Origin of the sequence: Roseovarius azorensis (assembly GCF_900109455.1) — a bacterium.
Lineage (GTDB): Bacteria > Pseudomonadota > Alphaproteobacteria > Rhodobacterales > Rhodobacteraceae > Roseovarius > Roseovarius azorensis.
This window is the reverse complement of sequence record NZ_FOAG01000001.1, coordinates 88,195-104,593: the sequence shown is the minus strand read 5'-3', so window position 1 is coordinate 104,593 and position 16,399 is coordinate 88,195. Positions and strand designations below refer to the sequence as shown.

Annotated in this window: 17 protein-coding genes; 11 read left to right on the top strand and 6 right to left on the bottom strand. The window is 61.5% G+C overall.

What is annotated here, in order from left to right:
- Positions 1–6 precede the first annotated feature (6 nt).
- Both bhcB and bhcA read right to left on the bottom strand, forming a co-directional pair.
- On the bottom strand, positions 7–975 hold the full coding sequence (gene bhcB, locus BSG08_RS00535) for a beta-hydroxyaspartate dehydratase BhcB (protein WP_093030408.1): 969 nt from the start codon (positions 973–975) through the stop codon (positions 7–9).
- Positions 976–986: 11 nt separating this feature from the next.
- A complete protein-coding gene (gene bhcA, locus BSG08_RS00530; protein WP_093030405.1) occupies positions 987–2,180 on the bottom strand; it encodes an L-aspartate--glyoxylate aminotransferase BhcA in 1,194 nt (397 codons plus the stop codon).
- A 202-nt stretch (positions 2,181–2,382) separates the two neighbouring features.
- On the opposite strand from bhcA, the gene bhcR reads away from it, so the two are divergent.
- Positions 2,383–3,195: an HTH-type transcriptional regulator BhcR gene (gene bhcR / locus BSG08_RS00525; protein WP_093030402.1), complete on the top strand. Its 813-nt coding sequence runs from the start codon at positions 2,383–2,385 to the stop codon at positions 3,193–3,195.
- Positions 3,196–3,199: 4 nt separating this feature from the next.
- Here the strand turns inward: bhcR and BSG08_RS00520 are convergent, their stop codons facing one another.
- Positions 3,200–4,066: a MurR/RpiR family transcriptional regulator gene (locus BSG08_RS00520; RefSeq protein ID WP_093031856.1), complete on the bottom strand. Its 867-nt coding sequence runs from the start codon at positions 4,064–4,066 to the stop codon at positions 3,200–3,202.
- Between the two features lie 130 nt (positions 4,067–4,196).
- Between BSG08_RS00520 and BSG08_RS00515 the strand changes: the two genes are divergently transcribed.
- From BSG08_RS00515 to BSG08_RS00485, 7 genes are all read left to right on the top strand, one after another.
- A complete protein-coding gene (locus tag BSG08_RS00515; RefSeq protein WP_093030399.1) occupies positions 4,197–4,988 on the top strand; it encodes an N-formylglutamate amidohydrolase in 792 nt (263 codons plus the stop codon).
- Positions 4,981–5,577 (top strand): TRAP transporter small permease subunit, encoded by a 597-nt coding sequence (locus BSG08_RS00510; RefSeq protein WP_093030396.1) that lies wholly within the window; start codon positions 4,981–4,983, stop codon positions 5,575–5,577. Before BSG08_RS00515 ends, BSG08_RS00510 begins: the two co-directional genes overlap by 8 nt.
- Complete coding sequence (locus BSG08_RS00505; protein ID WP_093030393.1) at positions 5,577–6,899, top strand: TRAP transporter large permease; 1,323 nt, start codon at positions 5,577–5,579, stop codon at positions 6,897–6,899. Before BSG08_RS00510 ends, BSG08_RS00505 begins: the two co-directional genes overlap by 1 nt.
- 54 nt (positions 6,900–6,953) lie before the next feature.
- A complete protein-coding gene (locus tag BSG08_RS00500) occupies positions 6,954–7,988 on the top strand; it encodes a TRAP transporter substrate-binding protein (RefSeq protein ID WP_093030391.1) in 1,035 nt (344 codons plus the stop codon).
- A 65-nt stretch (positions 7,989–8,053) separates the two neighbouring features.
- Complete coding sequence (locus BSG08_RS00495; RefSeq protein WP_093030388.1) at positions 8,054–9,415, top strand: glutamine synthetase family protein; 1,362 nt, start codon at positions 8,054–8,056, stop codon at positions 9,413–9,415.
- Positions 9,416–9,491: 76 nt separating this feature from the next.
- Positions 9,492–10,871: an aldehyde dehydrogenase family protein gene (locus BSG08_RS00490; RefSeq protein WP_425439254.1), complete on the top strand. Its 1,380-nt coding sequence runs from the start codon at positions 9,492–9,494 to the stop codon at positions 10,869–10,871.
- The gene (locus BSG08_RS00485; RefSeq protein ID WP_093030385.1) at positions 10,868–12,013 is read left to right on the top strand and encodes an iron-containing alcohol dehydrogenase; all 1,146 of its coding nucleotides are present in this window, start codon (positions 10,868–10,870) and stop codon (positions 12,011–12,013) included. Before BSG08_RS00490 ends, BSG08_RS00485 begins: the two co-directional genes overlap by 4 nt.
- A gap of 66 nt (positions 12,014–12,079) precedes the next feature.
- Here BSG08_RS00485 and BSG08_RS00480 read toward each other — a convergent pair whose 3' ends face one another.
- Entirely contained in the window at positions 12,080–12,535 is a 456-nt protein-coding gene (locus BSG08_RS00480; RefSeq protein WP_093030382.1) for an Lrp/AsnC family transcriptional regulator, read from the bottom strand.
- A gap of 119 nt (positions 12,536–12,654) precedes the next feature.
- Here BSG08_RS00480 and BSG08_RS00475 point away from each other — a divergent pair, with 119 nt between their 5' ends.
- Complete coding sequence (locus BSG08_RS00475) at positions 12,655–13,701, top strand: Glu/Leu/Phe/Val family dehydrogenase (RefSeq protein ID WP_093030379.1); 1,047 nt, start codon at positions 12,655–12,657, stop codon at positions 13,699–13,701.
- 80 nt (positions 13,702–13,781) lie between these two features.
- Entirely contained in the window at positions 13,782–14,699 is a 918-nt protein-coding gene (locus tag BSG08_RS00470; protein WP_093030377.1) for an orotidine 5-phosphate decarboxylase, read from the top strand.
- Positions 14,700–14,728: 29 nt separating this feature from the next.
- On the opposite strand, the gene BSG08_RS00465 is transcribed toward BSG08_RS00470, so the two are convergent.
- A complete protein-coding gene (locus tag BSG08_RS00465) occupies positions 14,729–14,911 on the bottom strand; it encodes a hypothetical protein (protein WP_093030374.1) in 183 nt (60 codons plus the stop codon).
- Between the two features lie 133 nt (positions 14,912–15,044).
- Positions 15,045–15,872 (bottom strand): SDH family Clp fold serine proteinase, encoded by an 828-nt coding sequence (locus tag BSG08_RS00460; RefSeq protein ID WP_093030371.1) that lies wholly within the window; start codon positions 15,870–15,872, stop codon positions 15,045–15,047.
- A gap of 165 nt (positions 15,873–16,037) precedes the next feature.
- Between BSG08_RS00460 and BSG08_RS00455 the strand changes: the two genes are divergently transcribed.
- A complete protein-coding gene (locus BSG08_RS00455; protein WP_093030368.1) occupies positions 16,038–16,388 on the top strand; it encodes a hypothetical protein in 351 nt (116 codons plus the stop codon).
- Positions 16,389–16,399: the final 11 nt, after the last annotated feature.

The window sequence follows — 16,399 nt, the reverse complement described above, 5'->3', positions numbered from 1 at the left end:
TCCTCCTCACTTGATCCAGGGCAGCGTGTCGAGATCGACATTGCCGCCGGTGATGATGACGCCGACCCGTTTGCCGGCAAACACCTCGGGGTTTTTCAGAATGGTCGCGAGCGGCACGGCACAGCTTGCCTCTATGACGATCTTCATGCGCTTCCAGGTCAGCTTCATCGCGTCGATGATTTCCTGCTCACTCGCGGTCAGGATGTCGGTGACGTGATGCGAAACGAAATGCCAGGTGTTTTCCTTGAGCGGCACCTTGAGTCCGTCGGCTACCGTGTCGGGCGCGTCATCGGCAATGATGTGCCCCGCCTTGAAGCTGCGATAGGCGTCGTCCGCCTGCTCCGGCTCTGCGGCGTAGATTTCGACATGAGGCGCCAGATTCGAGAGTGTAAGACATGTGCCGGACACCATACCGCCGCCGCCAATGGGTGCGATCACCGCGTCCAGCCCGTCGGTCTGTTCGAGCAGTTCCGCAGAGCAGGTCGCCTGCCCCGCGATCACCCGCAGATCGTTGTAGGGATGCACGAATTCCGCCCCCGTCTCGGCCTCGACACGGGCAAATACCTCTTCGCGGCTCGATGTCGAGGGCTCGCATTCGGTAATGATCCCGCCGTAGCCGCGCACCGCGTCCTTCTTGGCCTGCGGCGCGGTTCGGGGCATGACAACGTTACAGGGGATCCCGCGCCGCCCGGCAGCATAGCTGAGCGAAAGTGCGTGATTGCCAGAACTGTGCGTCGCCACTCCCTTTCGCGCCATCTCTTCACTCAGGCCGAAAACCGCATTCGACGCGCCCCGGACCTTGAACGCCCCCGCCTTCTGGAAATTCTCGCATTTGAAGAACAATTGCGCCCCGGTCAGATCATTGAGAAAGGATGACGTCAGGACCGGCGTGCGGTGGATATAGGGTTTGATTCTCTCATGCGCGGCGCGCATGTCTTCGATCGTCAGATCGCTTGCAGTTCTCTGGTCCAGCATGGTCACTCCTTTCACGCAGCCCGTTCGGTCAGGGTGGATTTGGCGGTGGCGCGGTAATATTCCTGCGCCGCGATCACGCCACTACCCAACCTGACCGGATACTTCAGATCCGCCATCGCCATTTCCAGCGTCGCCAGCCCCGACAGAACCATCGTGGCCGTCAGACTGCCCAGATGCCCGATGCGGAACGCACGACCGTTCATTTCGCCCAGACCGACGCCGAAGCTGACACCATAATTGGCAAAGGCATGCTCGGTCAGCGCGTTGCTGTCAAAACCTTCGGGCACGTAAACAGCACTCACCGTGTCGGAGTAGAGATCCGGGGACTGCGCAACCAGCCTCAGCCCCCAGCCGGAAACCGCGCGACGTACACCTTCAGCCAGCCTTGTGTGACGGGCGTAAACATTATCCAGCCCCTCCTCGAACAGCATGTCGAGGCTTTCGGCCATGCCGTAGATCAGTTGCAGCGGCGGGGTGTAGGGAAATCCGCCCTTGCCATTCGCACTCATCATATCACGGAAATCGAAGAAGGTGCGCGGCAATTGCGCGCGCTCCATCGTCGCCAATGCCTTGGGGCTGACTGCAAGAATCGCCATGCCCGTATTCAGCATAAACCCCTTTTGCGAGCCGCTGACTGCGATATCGACACCCCATTTGTCCATCTCGAACGGCATCGAGGCCAGGGAACTCACGCAGTCCACCATCAGCAGCGCCGGGTGATCCGCTTCCTGGATCGCACGCCGTACAGCGGCAATGTCCGAGCGCACGCCGGTCGCGGTCTCGTTATGAGTGACCAGAACTGCCTTGATGGCATGGCCGTTGTCGGCCTTCAATGCTTCTTCGAACCGGTCCGCGGGTGCGCCGCTACCCCATGCGCATTCGATAATCTCAACGCTCAGCCCGTGTCGCTGGCACATGTCGATCCAGCGGTGACTGAACATGCCGTAGCGCGCCACCAGAACCTTGTCGCCGGGCGAGAGCGTGTTGGTGATCGCCGCCTCCCATCCGCCCGTGCCGCTGGCCGGAAAGGTGATGATCTGGCCGACAGTCGTGCCGAACACCGTCTTGCATCCCTCAAGCACAGGGGCGAGCGTGTTCACGAAGGCCGGAGAACGGTGATCCTGCGTCTGCACCTGCATCGCACGGCGCAGGCGGTCGGGAATATTCGTGGGGCCGGGAATGAAAACCGGATTCTGATCTGACATCGCACCATCCTCCTGTGATGATGGTTGATCATGCCTCAACACAGAGTCATATGCAATTTTCTTGAAATTATTTTCCATTATTTATTTTAATTATTTATGCTTATGTTTTTAATATATTTTTAATTTTCCAATATCATCATAATTGACATTATGAAAATAATTTTCATTTAATTCCGGAAGCCATCCTGGAGGAATCGCAGTCATGACACAACCCAAGCGTCCCCGTGGTCGCCCTAAATCGCAGTTCAGCGAGAGCAGCGCCGGAACGATGCAGGCACTTGATCGCGCGCTTGGCGTGCTGACCGCCGTTGCGCGCGAGGAAGGAGTGAACCTCAGCGACCTGTCGCTCAGCCTCGGGATTCCCACCGCCACCACACACCGCATTCTGACCACCTTGCAACAGCGGGATTTCGTCCGCTTTGACGAGGAACGCCAGGACTGGACCATCGGGATCGAGGCCTATCGCACGGGCGTGGCCTATCTCAAGCGGACCAATCTCGCCGACGCCGGACGCCCGGTGATGCGCCGGTTGATGGAGCAGACCGGTGAGACCGCCAATCTCGCCGTACCGGATGGGGCGGAGGTGGTGTTCATCGGCCAGGTCGAGACGCAGAACCCGATCCGCGCATTCTTTCCGCCCGGATCGCGCACGCCAATGCATGCCTCGGGCACGGGCAAGGCGATCCTGGCCGCATTGCCTGAGGAACGGCTGCTCGCGCTGCTCAAGGGCGCGGGACTAAAGGGCTTTACCGACAAGACCCATGTCACCCCCAGAGCACTCTTCGACGATCTGGCGCAGACCCGCGCGCGCGGCTGGTCGTTTGACCGCAACGAGCGTTATGACGGGATGTCCTGCATCGGGGCGGCGATCTTCAACGACCGGGGCGAGCCCTGCGCGGGCGTGTCGATCTCTGGCCCCAGCAGTCGGTTCGCCGACATGCAGATCGCCGAATTCGGCCGCGCCGTGGCGCAGGCGGCGGCCCAGATCACCCATCTGGTTGCGGGGCGCAGCTGATCGTTTACTTCTGAAACAGACGCGTCGCGTTGAACAACTCGTCCAACCGCTCGTAACGCTCGCGTGTGGCGGGCCAGCGTTCCTCCTGCACGGCGGCAATCAGCGCCTCTAGCAACATCATGGTCGAGATGTTGGAATCCCAGGCCGAGGGGATTTCCACCCAGCAGTTGAAACTGTGGGTGGCAAGATCGGAAATCGGGCTCATCCACTGATCGGTGATCAGCACCACCCGGACGCCACGCGCCGTGGCGATTTCTGCCAGACGCATCAGGTTGGTTTCATAGCGGCGGATGTCGAATATCAGCAGAGTGTCCCCTTCAATCATATCCAGCACATAATGCGGCCATGTGGCCGAGGACGAGGTCATATGAGTGACCCGTTCGCGCACCGCCTGAAAATGGGTAAAGGCATAATCTGCGAGCGCCCGGGTGATGCGCCCGCCCACCAGATAGAGCCGCCCGTCGGTATCGGCCAGAAGGTGCGCCGCCGCGTCGAACCGCGCGCTGTCGATATTGGCGAAGGTCTGTTCGATGTTCTGAGTCACCGCCTGCGCGAAACGATTGAGCGAATGCGTGGCAGGTGCCTCTGACGCCCAGTTGGCCCGGCGTTGGGTGGGCCCGGACACCTTGGCCTCCAGTTCCTTCAGCAGGGCCTGATGAAACTGCGGATAGCCCTTGAAGCCCAGTTTTTGCACCATCCGCGCCACGGTAGGTGTGGAAACGCCCGCATTGGCCGCCACGATGGTGATCGACGCCAGCCCCGCAGCCGGGTAGCTGTCCAGAAGCGCCTGCGCAAATTTGCGCTCGGATTGCGTGAGGGTGCTGTAATGCTCTCGGATCAGATCACGCACGGTTGGCGGTAGCTTGCTCACATCGGTCATCCTCGTCTGACTGCTGCCGGGACAGGCAGGCGGCAAGACAATCGTCAAGCACCTGCTGGAAATATATTGACACAAATCATGCCATGTGGAAACATTTTTACAAGCACCCTAGGAGAGGCAGATGCCAAGCGATCTGCACAGAAATGAGTCTGACGTGGTCGAAGTGATCGGTGCGCGGGCGGTGAGCCCGGCGCTGATCCTGTGCGAACATGCGTCAAACCATATTCCGGCGCGATACGATGGCCTGGGACTCGACGATGCGGCGCGCGCGAGCCATGCAGCATGGGATCCGGGCGCAAGGACGGTGGCGGTGCATCTGGCCGAGGCCCTGCACGCGCCGATGGTTGCGGCGCGGGTCTCGCGGCTGGTCTATGATTGCAACCGGCCGCCCGAGGCGGCGAGCGCCATGCCGGAACGCTCGGAGCAGATCGAGGTGCCAGGCAATCGCGGGCTGAATGAGGCCCAGCGCGCCGAACGGGTAGCGAGCGTTTACGAACCGTTCTGCGCCAGGGTCACCGAGGTGATCGCGGCACGCAAGGCAGCAGGGCTGGCAACGGCCCTGATCACGATCCACAGCTTCACCCCGGTCTGGTTCGGCGCACAACGCGATTGTGAAATCGGAATCCTGCATGACAACGACACGCGGCTCGCGGATGCGATGCTGGCCGAGGCGCACCACCTGCCGCACCGGGTGATCCGCCGCAACGATCCCTACGGCCCGCAGGATGGCGTGACCCATTCGCTGAAACTGCACGGGCTGGCGCATGGCCTGCCCAACGTGATGATCGAGATCCGTAATGATCTTCTGACCGACGCGAGGGCACAGGCGCAGATGGCCGAAGAGATCCTGACCTTGCTGCGCCCGGCGCTGGCCGTTTGTGTCAAAACGGCCGAGGGGAGCACGCATGCCTAGGCCCGTCCTTGCCTATATCCGCGCGATCGATTCAATGAACCGCTTTATCGGACGGATCACGATGTATCTGATTTTCGCGCTGATCGGCGTGCTGCTCTGGTCCTCTTTGTCCAAGGCGCTTTTCAACCCGTCGCTCTGGACGCTTGAGACCGCACAATTCGTCATGGTCGCCTACTACGTGCTGGGCGGACCCTATTCGATCCAACTGGGCAGCAATGTGCGGATGGACCTGTTCTATGGCAACTGGTCAATCAAGACCAAGGCGTGGGTCGATGCCTTTACGGTCCTCTTCCTGATGTTCTATCTCGGCGTGCTACTCTATGGTGCGGTCGGTTCCACCGCCTATTCGCTGGGGTATTTCGGGACAGAACCGTTTGCATGGTTCTGGGATCTCACCAAGACGCTGGTGACCCAAGGTCCGGCTGCCGCTGCTCAGGAGCTGGGCTTCATGGAGCGCTCTTCGACCGCATGGCGGCCCTTCATCTGGCCGGTGAAGACAATTCTCTGCGTCGGTCTGTTCCTGATGCTGCTGCAGGCATTGGCCGAACTTTTCCGGGACATCGGCCGGATCAGGGGCGAGGCGCTCTGATGCCCTATGAAATGATCGCCATCCTGATGTTCTCGTCAATGATGCTGATGCTAATGACCGGACAGCGGGTTTTTGGCGCTATCGGCTTTGTCGGCGCGGCGGCGGCAATGCTGCTCTGGGGCGTGGGCGGAGTGGATGTGCCGTTCTCCGCCGCGATGAAGCTGATGAAATGGTATCCGCTGCTGACCCTGCCGATGTTCATCTTCATGGGTTATGTGCTGTCGGAATCGAAGATCGCCGATGATCTCTATCGCATGTTTCATGTCTGGATGGGACCGGTGCGCGGCGGCCTAGCGATCGGCACGATCGGACTCATGGTGCTGATTTCGGCGATGAACGGCCTCAGCGTGGCGGGCATGGCGATCGGCGCGACAATCGCGCTGCCGGAACTGCTGCGCCGGGGTTATGACAAGATCATGGTGACGGGTGTCATTCAGGCTGGATCGTCGCTGGGTATTCTCGTGCCGCCCTCGGTGGTGCTGGTGCTCTATGCGATGATCGCGCGGCAACCGGTCGGGCAATTGTGGCTCGCGGGCGTCATTCCCGGCCTGATGATGGCCACGATGTTCATCATCTACATCTATGTGCGCTGCCGGATTCAGCCGCATCTGGGTCCGGTCCTGTCCGAAGAAGAGCGTAATGTGTCACTGGCCGAGAAGTTGCGTCTTCTGCGGGCCGGTCTCTTGCCGCTGTTCATCTTTGCCGCAATGATGGTGCCCTTTGTCAAAGGCTGGACGAGCCTTGTGGAAAGCTCGGCTATTGGCGCGATGGCGGCGTTCGTGGCGGCGGTGCTGAAACGCCGGATGACACGGCTGGTGTTCGAGACGTCGGTGCGCAACACGCTGGCCATATCCTGCATGTTCATGTGGATCATCCTAGCCGCATTGGGCTTTGGCGCGGTGTTCGACGGGCTGGGGGCGGTCAAGGCGATAGAGTATCTCTTTACCGAACAGTTGCACCTCAGCCCCTGGATGATCCTGATCCTGATGCAACTCTCGTTCATCCTGATGGGCACATTTCTGGACGATACAGCGATGCTGGTCATCGTGGCTCCACTCTATGTGCCACTGGTCGGCGCGCTTGGCTTTGATCTGATCTGGTACGGCGTACTCTACACCATTACCACGCAAATTGCCTACATGACGCCGCCCTTTGGCTATAATCTCTTTCTCATGCGCGCCATGGCCCCGCCCGAAATCGGGCTGCGCGATATCTATTGGTCGATCATCCCATTCGTGGGCGTGATGGTGCTGGCGCTGGCATTGGTGATGGTGTTCCCGCAGATCGCACTCTGGCTGCCGGATCATGTATACGGAAAATAATCCCGAGAAGAGCCCCGGACAGGGGCCGGAATTTTATAACAAGGAGAGAAGACGATGACCACCAGACGCAAGTTTCTGACCTCTGCCGGGGCGGGTGCCCTCGCAGCGCCGCTGGCCACACCGGCACTGGCACAATCAACGATCACCTGGCGCATGCAGACCTATGCCGGGGCCGCGCTGGCCGAACATGTGATCAAACCCGCGGTGGACATGTTCAACAAGATCGCAGGCGACCGGATGCAGATCGAGCTGTTCTTTGCCGATCAGTTGGTACCGACCGGCGAATTGTTCCGGGCCATGCAGCGCGGCACGATTGATGCGGTGCAATCGGATGACGACAGCATGGCGTCACCCACCGAAGTGACCGTGTTTGGTGGCTATTTCCCCTTTGCCTCGCGCTACAGCCTTGATGTGCCGGTGCTGTTCAATCAATACGGCCTCAACGAGATATGGGACGAGGAATATTCCAAGGTCGGCGTCAAGCATATCAGCGCGGGTGCGTGGGATCCCTGTCATTTCGCCACCAAGGATCCGATCCACAGCCTTGAGGATCTCAAGGGCAAGCGCGTCTTTACCTTCCCGACTGCAGGCCGCTTCCTGACGCAGTTCGGCGTGGTGCCGGTGACACTGCCGTGGGAAGATATCGAAGTCGCCGTACAGACGGGTGAACTGGACGGTATCGCATGGTCAGGCATCACCGAAGATTACACGGTGGGCTGGGCCGATGTGACCAACTATTTCCTGACCAACAACATCTCCGGCGCCTGGGCCGGGTCGTTCTTTGCCAACATGGACCGCTGGAACGAATTGCCCGAGGATTTGCAGACGCTCTTCCGGGTGTGTTGCGACCAGTCGCATTACTATCGCCAGTGGTGGTACTGGGGCGGCGAAGCGTCCCTGCGCGTCAATGGCACCAAGATGCAGTTGACCACGATCCCCGATGCCGAGTGGCAGCAGGTCGAGGACGCGGCACTGGTATTCTGGGACGAAATTGCAGCCGAGAGCCCGACCAAGGCAAAGGTTGTCGAGATCTTCAAGAAATACAATGCCGACATGGCCAAGGCCGGACGGCCCTATCGCTATACCTGAACCACCCTGTCCCGGCGCGCGGCACAACCCCGCGCCGGGGCGCTCACACGAACAGGATCTGAGACATGCCAGCCAATCTTACTTTTGACGCCCTCAAGGCCGAGGCCGCATCCGGCACGGTGGACACCGTTCTGGTCTGCTTTGTGGATATGCAGGGGCGCCTGATGGGCAAACGCTTTCATGCGGGCCATTTCGTCGCCAGCGCTTGGGAGGAAACCCACTGCTGCAACTACCTGCTGGCCACTGACCTTGAAATGACCACACCCGAAGGCTTTGCCGCCACCAGCTGGGAACGGGGCTATGGCGACTACATCATGAAGCCGGACCTCTCGACCCTGCGCCGAATGCCCTGGCTCGATGGCACGGTGATGGTGCTGTGCGACGTACTCGACCACCACACCCACGCGCCGGTGCCGCATTCGCCGCGCGCCATGCTCAAATCCCAACTGGCGCGGCTCGATGCCATGGGCTTTGACGCGATGATGGCAACGGAACTGGAATTCTTCCTGTTCGAAAAAAGCTATGATGATATCCGCAAATCCGGCTATCGCGATCTGACACCGATTTCGGGCTATAACGAGGATTACAACATCTTCCAGACCACCAAGGAAGAGCATGTGATGCGCCCCATCCGCAACCACCTGCACGCGGCGGGCCTGCCCATCGAGAACACCAAGGGCGAGGCCGAGGCCGGTCAGGAGGAACTGAACATCAAATACGCCCCCGCGCTCGATACCGCCGACTACCACACCATCGCAAAGCATGCGATCAAGGAGATCGCATGGCAACGGGGCCACGCCGCCAGCTTTTTGCCGAAATGGAGCCACAAGCGGGTGGGATCGTCATCCCATGTCCACCAATCGCTGTGGAAAGACGGCAAACCGGCGTTCTTTGACCCCGAGGACAAGCTGGGCATGAGTGCGCTGATGAAACATTACATGGCGGGTCTGCTGAAATATGCCCCCGATTACACCTATTTCCTCGCGCCCTACATCAACAGCTACAAGCGTTTCCAGAAGGCCACCTTTGCCCCCACCCGCACGATCTGGTCAGTGGACAACCGCACCGCTGGGTTCCGCCTGTGCGGCGAGGGCACCAAGGCGGTGCGCGTCGAATGCCGCGTGGGCGGGTCCGACCTCAACCCCTATCTCGCAATGGCCGCGATGCTGGCTGCCGGGATCAAGGGGATCGAGGACAAGCTGGAACTGCCGCCGCCCACCGTCGGCGATGCCTATGCGGGCGACACGGGGCGCATTCCGCAAACGCTGCGCGACGCCTATGAGGTATTCAAGATCTCGGCCTTCCTGCGCGAGACCTTTGGCGACGAGGTGGTCGACCATTACGCCCGCGCCGCCGAGATCGAAATAGAGGATTTCGACCGCGTGGTCACCGATTATGAGGTTGCGCGCGGATTCGAACGGGCCTGAGCGCCGCGTCGGCGGAATTGAGTATTTCTGACAGGATGAAAGGGCGGGCGGAATGCCCGCTATCAAGGATGCGATCATGCAGACACTGAAATGTATCTCCCCCATCGACGGATCGGTCTATGCCGAACGCCCGGCGCTGACGCTTGCGGCGGCACAGGCGGCGGTCGGACGGGCGCGTGCGGCACAGGCGGACTGGGCTGCGCGCCCCTTGCAGGAACGAACGCGGCTGGTGATGGCCGGCGTCGCCGCCGTGGGCGCGATGAACGACGCAATCGTACCGGAACTGGCGCATATGATGGGCCGCCCGGTGCGCTATGGCGGTGAATTCCGCGGCTTCAACGAACGCGCAAGCCATATGGCGGCGATTGCCGAAGGGGCGTTGGCGGATATCGCCGTGGGTGAGGACGCGACGTTCATGCGTTATGTCCGGCGGATCCCGCATGGCGTGGTCCTTGTCGTGGCACCATGGAACTACCCCTACATGACAGCGATCAATACCGTGGCGCCTGCGCTCATCGCGGGCAATACCGTGGTGTTGAAACATGCAACGCAAACGCTTCTCGTGGGCGAGCGCATGGCAAAGGCGTTTCACGCGGCAGGCGTGCCCGAGGATGTGTTTCAAAACGTGTTTCTGGATCACGACACGACATCTGCATTAATCGCAGGCGGTGCCTTTAACTTCGTCAATTTCACCGGATCCGTAGGCGGCGGGCGCGCGATGGAGCGTGCGGCGGCGGGCACATTCACCGGGCTGGGGCTGGAACTGGGCGGCAAGGATCCGGGCTATGTGATGGAAGATGCCGATCTGGACGCCGCTGTCGAGACGCTGATTGACGGGGCGATGTTCAACTCCGGCCAATGCTGCTGCGGGATCGAGCGAATTTATGTGCACGAGAGCCTGTTTGACGCCTTTGTCGAGAAATCCGTGACGCTGGTGAATTCCTATAGGCTGGGCAATCCGCTGAACGCCGAGACCACCATAGGACCGATGGCCAATCTGCGCTTTGCCGCTGAGGTGCGTGCGCAGGTGGCCGAGGCGCTGGACATGGGTGCCAAGGCGCATATCACGACCATGCCCGAGGATGACGGCGCGGCCTATCTCACACCGCAGATCCTCACCAATGTCACCCATGACATGCGCGTCATGCGCGACGAGAGTTTTGGCCCAGTCGTGGGCATCATGCCGGTGGCCTCCGACGACGAGGCCATCGCGCTCATGAACGACAGCGAGTTTGGCCTGACCGCTAGCCTCTGGACCACCGACGTGGCGCGCGCGCAGGCGGTGGGCGACCGGATCGAGACCGGCACGGTTTTTCTCAACCGCGCCGATTACCTCGATCCCGGCCTCTGCTGGACCGGCTGCAAGAACACCGGGCGAGGCGGCGGCCTCTCGGTGATCGGCTATCACAACCTCACCCGCCCCAAATCCTACCATCTCAAGAAGGTGACGCAATGACCCTGACTGCCAACTGGTCCTATCCGACCGCGATCAAATTCGGCGCTGGCCGGATTGCCGAGCTACCCGCTGCCTGTGCGCAGGCCGGGATCAAGCGCCCGCTTCTGGTCACCGACAAGGGGCTTGCAGGCCTGCCGGTCACGGCGCAGACGCTCGATATTCTCGACGCCGCGGGTCTTGGCCGGGCGATGTTCTCGGAGGTCGATCCCAACCCTAACGAGATCAACCTTGCCGCCGGTGTCGCCGCCTACAAGGCGGGAAAACATGACGGGGTCATCGCCTTTGGCGGCGGCTCGGGGCTCGACCTGGGCAAGATGGTGGCCTTCATGGCTGGGCAAATCCGACCTCTCTGGGATTTCGAGGATATTGGCGACTGGTGGACGCGCGCCGATGCCGATGCCATCGCGCCGATCATCGCCGTGCCGACCACGGCCGGGACCGGCTCGGAGGTGGGGCGCGCCAGCGTGATCACCAACTCCGAAACACACGCGAAAAAGATCATCTTTCACCCCAAGGTGCTGCCGACCGTGGTGATCTGCGATCCCGAACTGACGGTTGGCATGCCGAAATTCATCACCGCAGGCACCGGGCTTGACGCCTTTGCCCATTGTGTCGAGGCCTTCAGCAGCCCGCATTATCACCCGATGTCCCAGGGCATCGCGCTTGAGGGCATGCGGCTGATGATCGAATACCTGCCGCGCGCCTATGTCGATGGCAACGACATTGAGGCGCGCGCCCAGATGATGAGCGCGGCGGCGATGGGGGCCACGGCGTTTCAGAAGGGCCTTGGCGCGATCCATGCCATGAGCCACCCGGTGGGCGCCTATTTCAACACCCATCACGGCACCACCAATGCGGTCTGCATGCCTGCGGTGCTGGACCTGAACGCAGATGCGATCCGCGACCGATTCGACCGCGCCGCGGGCTATCTCGGCCTCAAGGGAGGCTTCGACGGCTTTCGGGCCTTCGTGCAGGAGTTCAACGACAGCCTCGGCATCCCGCGCAAACTATCCGATCTGGGCGTGACGGCAGAGGCGATCCCCGATCTTGTCCGCGACGCACTGACCGATCCCAGCTGTGGCGGCAATCCGGTGCCACTAACTAGGAACAACCTGACCGCACTCTTCGAAGCCGCGCTCTAGAAACCGGCCCGGCCTTCATCTGGCCTGAAATACCTCAGGGGGTTTGGGGGACAGCGTCCCCCATCCTCACCTCTCGGGCAGTGCATCACGCCGGATCATCGTGCGCAGCGCAAAACTTGACCGCATCGCCCGAATACCCGGCGTCTGCATCAGCCCCTCTTCGAGAAACCGGTCGAATCCGGCCAGGTCTGCGGCCACAACGCGAATCAGGACATCGCGCGTGCCGGTCATGAGATAACATTCCATGACCTCGTCAAAGCGTCTGAGCCGGGTCTCGAAGGCAGTTATCGCATCGCGCGTGTGGTGCTCCAGCTCGACAAAGACAAACGCATTGAGCGGCAGGCCGAGTTTCTCCTGATCGACGCGCGCGGCATAGCCGGTGATCACGCCCGAGGACTCCAGCCGTGCGATGCGGCGCGCCAGCGGTGTGGGCGATAGCCCGACGATCGCCGAGAGATCGGCCAGTTTCTGACGCCCGTCGCATTGCAGGGCGGCGATGATCTGACGGTCGATTCTGTCCATTTTCCCTAAATTCTCCCGCTTCCCTGGAGATATCACCCATTCGTCACGCGCAATTGAGCGATGTTTGCTGTTTTTTCGCGCCTCACAGCTCTTACCTTAGAGCCAAGGAGGATTCCACCATGCTCACACGTCTGGCTATACCCACTCACGAAGAACTCTACCGCGTCGAGGACCGCGAAAGTGGCCTGCGTGGGTTCATCGCATTGCACTCCACACGCCTCGGACCCGCCGCCGGGGGCCTCAGGATGCGCGTTTACGACGGCGACGATGCGGCGATCGAGGATGTGCTGAACCTGTCGCGCGGCATGAGCTACAAGAACGCGGCCGCGGGCCTGCCGCTGGGTGGCGGCAAGGCGGTGATCATGGGCGATCCGGCTGCCGACAAGACATCCGGTTTACTGCGCGCCATGGGCCGGGCGATCAATGCGCTTCAAGGCCGCTACTGGACCGCCGAAGACATGGGGATGAGTCCCGAGGACATGGCCGAGATCGCCCGCGAGACACGCTTCGTGGCCGGGCTCGACAGCGGCAGACATGCCAGCGGCGACCCCTCGCCGGTGACGGCGCGCGGCGTGTTCAACGCGATGCGCGCGGGTGCGGCGCAGGTCTTTGGCACCACGGACCTCGCGGGCCGTCACGTGGCAGTGCAGGGGTTGGGTCATGTCGGCTGGCATCTCTGCCTCCTGCTGCACGAGGCAAGGGCGCGACTGAGCGTGGCGGATATGGATCCCGCACGCGTCGCCGGCACGGTCAAGGAATTCGGCGTGACCGCCGTCGATCCGCGCGCCATCCATGCCGCCGAAACGGATATCTTCGCCCCCTGCGCCATCGGCGGAATTCTCAACCCCCGCTCGATCCCCGAAATCCGGGCCCGGATGATCTGTGGCGCGGCCAACAACCAGTTGTCCGGCAGCGGCGATGCGCAGGCTCTGCAAGAGCGCGGCATCCTCTATCTGCCCGATTACGTCGCCAACGGCGGCGGGATCATCAACGTGGCGGCAGAGATCCTGCAAATCGACGATCGCGCCCCCTGGGTCGAGGAACGTCTGACTGCAATGCAGGCCCGGATGACGCATATCCTGACCCGTGCGAAAGGCGAGGGTGTCAGCCCTGCGCTCATCGCCGACCGGATGGTCGAGGATGAGCTGCTGCAAACCGCGGTCTGACGCCGCCGCGCTCAGGCTTGAATTGAGCCGCATCGCCGGACCTGCTAGTTTGGGGTGAAAAACCCGACGGAGGCTCTGCGATGCGTCTGCCCCTTTACCTTGTCTTGATCCTTGGCCTTTGCGGCACGGCGCAGGCGCAGAATATGCTCAGCGAGCGGGTAACGCTGGCCCACGGCAGTTTTTCCTCGGGCGGCGGCCTTACTATCGTGGCCGAATTGCGCCGCGCGGGTGACCGGACCGCGTTATGCGGGGCATGGTCCGAAAGCCGCAGCCAATCGAGCTATACGACCGACGAAGCGCGCCGCATTGTCCGGCTGGCCAGCGTTTATGTCGAGGGTCGTCGGATCGCGCAGGATTTGCGGTTCATGCCGCGGATTCCGCCGCGGCTGGATTTCGCCGGAGCGCCGGCGCGGTGCAGGCTGACCGACCTGCCCTGGCGCGCGAACCGGATACCCGAGGTCTTCATGCCCCGCCAGCAGATCAGCCGGGCCAATGGCGGTGGCAGCAATCCCGACATCACCTTTCGCCAGACCGGGGCGGGTGCCATGGAGCAGGCGCTCGAGGTGGTGCCCTTCCTTGTCCGCAACAGCCGCCTCGTGCGACTCTCGCCCGCCGCACGGATGATCGAGGGGCGCTATTCCTCGGGCGGAGGGATCCGGCTGGCGGCAGAGGTGGTATCGGTCAATGGCCGCGCGCATCTCTGCGGGGTCTGGTCGGATCTGCCCGGTCAGGTGGCGATGACGGAACCGCTGGGGCGCGAAATACTGGAACGGAGCAGCGCCGTGCAGAAGGGACGGATCGTTATGGACAACCTGAGCGGTCTGCGCCGGGTGCGGGCACGCAGCGAATACACAGGCGTGGATGCCAGTTGCCTGGATACCGGCGCAACGTGGACCCCGGCGCAGTCCCAGACCCCGCTCGACCTGCGCCTGCCCTCCGGGGTCGTCTACCGCAGCACAACGCCGGAGGGGCAACAGGTGATCCGGTTCGGGTCGTGAATGGAAGGGATGGGCGCTTTGAGCCTATATCAATCGTAGATCACGCCCGGCTCCAGTATTTCGAAGCTCTTTATCTCGAACTCATACATCCCCGAGCGATCAGCCTTCTCGGCCCTCGCGATCAGCTTGCCATCTGCGTTCCGGAAAACAGCATGGGCAGAATGAATTGCCCGATAGCAGTGCGTTCCGTCAGGATAGATATACTTCAGCATCTTCGGGCCTCCAAACTCGTTTGCGGCAGGTTTATCAAGACAGAATGTTCTTGAATTGCTCCAGATGCCGCGAAATCAGTCAACGACAGATTCTCCTGCAAACGCGGTCCAATGCACCCCAATATAACCACCCCTACCCCATCCGCCGTCCCGGCGGATCGAACGGCAGGAATTCGACCGCCGACTGCTTGACCGGCGCGGGGTAGAGTTTCATCAGGGCCAGCACCTCGGACGGCATGCCCACGGTGATGGGCAGACCAAGTTCAGTCGCCTCTGCGGGTGTCAGCGCATAATCATGCGTCCATGTGCCCGAGGCCAGCGTTTCGGCCAGCGCCTCTGCCTTGGCTTGATTCATGCGCGGCGTCATGATCTCGATCGCGCCACGTTTGACCTGTCGTGTGGCCTTGTCACTCACATCAGCCAGCACCAGCGCCAGATCCGAGACATGCTCGATCGGCTTGGCATCCCGCGCGGCGATGATCGAGGCCGCGGAAATGCCCATGATCTGCGGATCAATCGGTCCCAGCATGGAAAACTCCCCCATCACGATCTCATCGGCGGCCAGTGCAATCAGCGTGCCACCCGACATGGCATAGATCGGCACCAGCACCGTCACCCTGGCCGGATGCGCCTCGACCGCGCGCGCGATCTGCATGGCGGCCAGCACAAGGCCGCCGGGCGTGTGCAGGACCAGATCAATCGGCGTATCATCCGGGGTGGCCTTGATCGCAGAGATGATCGACTGCGCATCCTCCAGACCGATCATGTTGGACATGGCGAAACCGAAAAGGCTGCGCTTTTCCTGCCGATGGATCATTGTGATGACCCTGCTCTTGCGTCTCCGCTCGATGGCGCGGATCGCCTGTTCGCGGCGAAAGGCAAAGACCCGACCCGTTAGCAGCGGTTGCAGGATCAACACAATAAAAAACAGAAACAAGAGATGCGAAAAATTGAATTCCATGGCGCGGGCGCTCCTTTGTCACGGACAGGTGTCCGGGGCGGGCCGTCCAACTGTCGCAGGACGGGACAATGTTGTGAATTGAAAAATCCGCCCGGTTACGGCATGGACAGGGAAACACAGAGCACGTCGGGAACAGACGGCGAGACAATACATGAGGCATGGGCGATGAAACAGATGCTGACCCTTGGTTTGGTGATGGTGCTTGCGGGATGCGGCGGCGGAGATCGCCACCAGCCGAATTCGCGCGCTGCCTCCGGGATCATGCCGATGGCTTCGGGACCGATCAACACGGCCTGTCTGCAATCGGATCGCAAGGCGCGCTCGCGCGCACTCTGCGGCTGCATTCAGGCGGTGGCGCATCAAACCCTCAGCGGTGCCGAACAGCGCCGCGCCGTTCAGTTCTACAAGGATCCGCAGATGGCTCAGGACATCCGCCAGTCCAGTCGCCCGGCCGACCAGCGTTTCTGGCAGGCGTATCGCGCCTATGGCGACCGGGCCGAGCAGGTCTGCACCTGATCACGCCCGAA

What these genes read in the sequence shown, in the direction of transcription:
- bhcB (WP_093030408.1), bottom strand. Translation starts at nt 975, where the DNA reads ATGCTGGACCAGAGAACTGCAAGCGATCTGACGATCGAAGACATGCGC.
- bhcA (WP_093030405.1), bottom strand. Translation starts at nt 2,180, where the DNA reads ATGTCAGATCAGAATCCGGTTTTCATTCCCGGCCCCACGAATATTCCC.
- bhcR (WP_093030402.1), top strand. Translation starts at nt 2,383, where the DNA reads ATGACACAACCCAAGCGTCCCCGTGGTCGCCCTAAATCGCAGTTCAGC.
- BSG08_RS00515 (WP_093030399.1), top strand. Translation starts at nt 4,197, where the DNA reads ATGCCAAGCGATCTGCACAGAAATGAGTCTGACGTGGTCGAAGTGATC.
- BSG08_RS00510 (WP_093030396.1), top strand. Translation starts at nt 4,981, where the DNA reads ATGCCTAGGCCCGTCCTTGCCTATATCCGCGCGATCGATTCAATGAAC.
- BSG08_RS00505 (WP_093030393.1), top strand. Translation starts at nt 5,577, where the DNA reads ATGCCCTATGAAATGATCGCCATCCTGATGTTCTCGTCAATGATGCTG.
- BSG08_RS00500 (WP_093030391.1), top strand. Translation starts at nt 6,954, where the DNA reads ATGACCACCAGACGCAAGTTTCTGACCTCTGCCGGGGCGGGTGCCCTC.
- BSG08_RS00495 (WP_093030388.1), top strand. Translation starts at nt 8,054, where the DNA reads ATGCCAGCCAATCTTACTTTTGACGCCCTCAAGGCCGAGGCCGCATCC.
- BSG08_RS00490 (WP_425439254.1), top strand. Translation starts at nt 9,492, where the DNA reads ATGCAGACACTGAAATGTATCTCCCCCATCGACGGATCGGTCTATGCC.
- BSG08_RS00485 (WP_093030385.1), top strand. Translation starts at nt 10,868, where the DNA reads ATGACCCTGACTGCCAACTGGTCCTATCCGACCGCGATCAAATTCGGC.
- BSG08_RS00480 (WP_093030382.1), bottom strand. Translation starts at nt 12,535, where the DNA reads ATGGACAGAATCGACCGTCAGATCATCGCCGCCCTGCAATGCGACGGG.
- BSG08_RS00475 (WP_093030379.1), top strand. Translation starts at nt 12,655, where the DNA reads ATGCTCACACGTCTGGCTATACCCACTCACGAAGAACTCTACCGCGTC.
- BSG08_RS00470 (WP_093030377.1), top strand. Translation starts at nt 13,782, where the DNA reads ATGCGTCTGCCCCTTTACCTTGTCTTGATCCTTGGCCTTTGCGGCACG.
- BSG08_RS00465 (WP_093030374.1), bottom strand. Translation starts at nt 14,911, where the DNA reads ATGCTGAAGTATATCTATCCTGACGGAACGCACTGCTATCGGGCAATT.
- BSG08_RS00460 (WP_093030371.1), bottom strand. Translation starts at nt 15,872, where the DNA reads ATGGAATTCAATTTTTCGCATCTCTTGTTTCTGTTTTTTATTGTGTTG.
- BSG08_RS00455 (WP_093030368.1), top strand. Translation starts at nt 16,038, where the DNA reads ATGAAACAGATGCTGACCCTTGGTTTGGTGATGGTGCTTGCGGGATGC.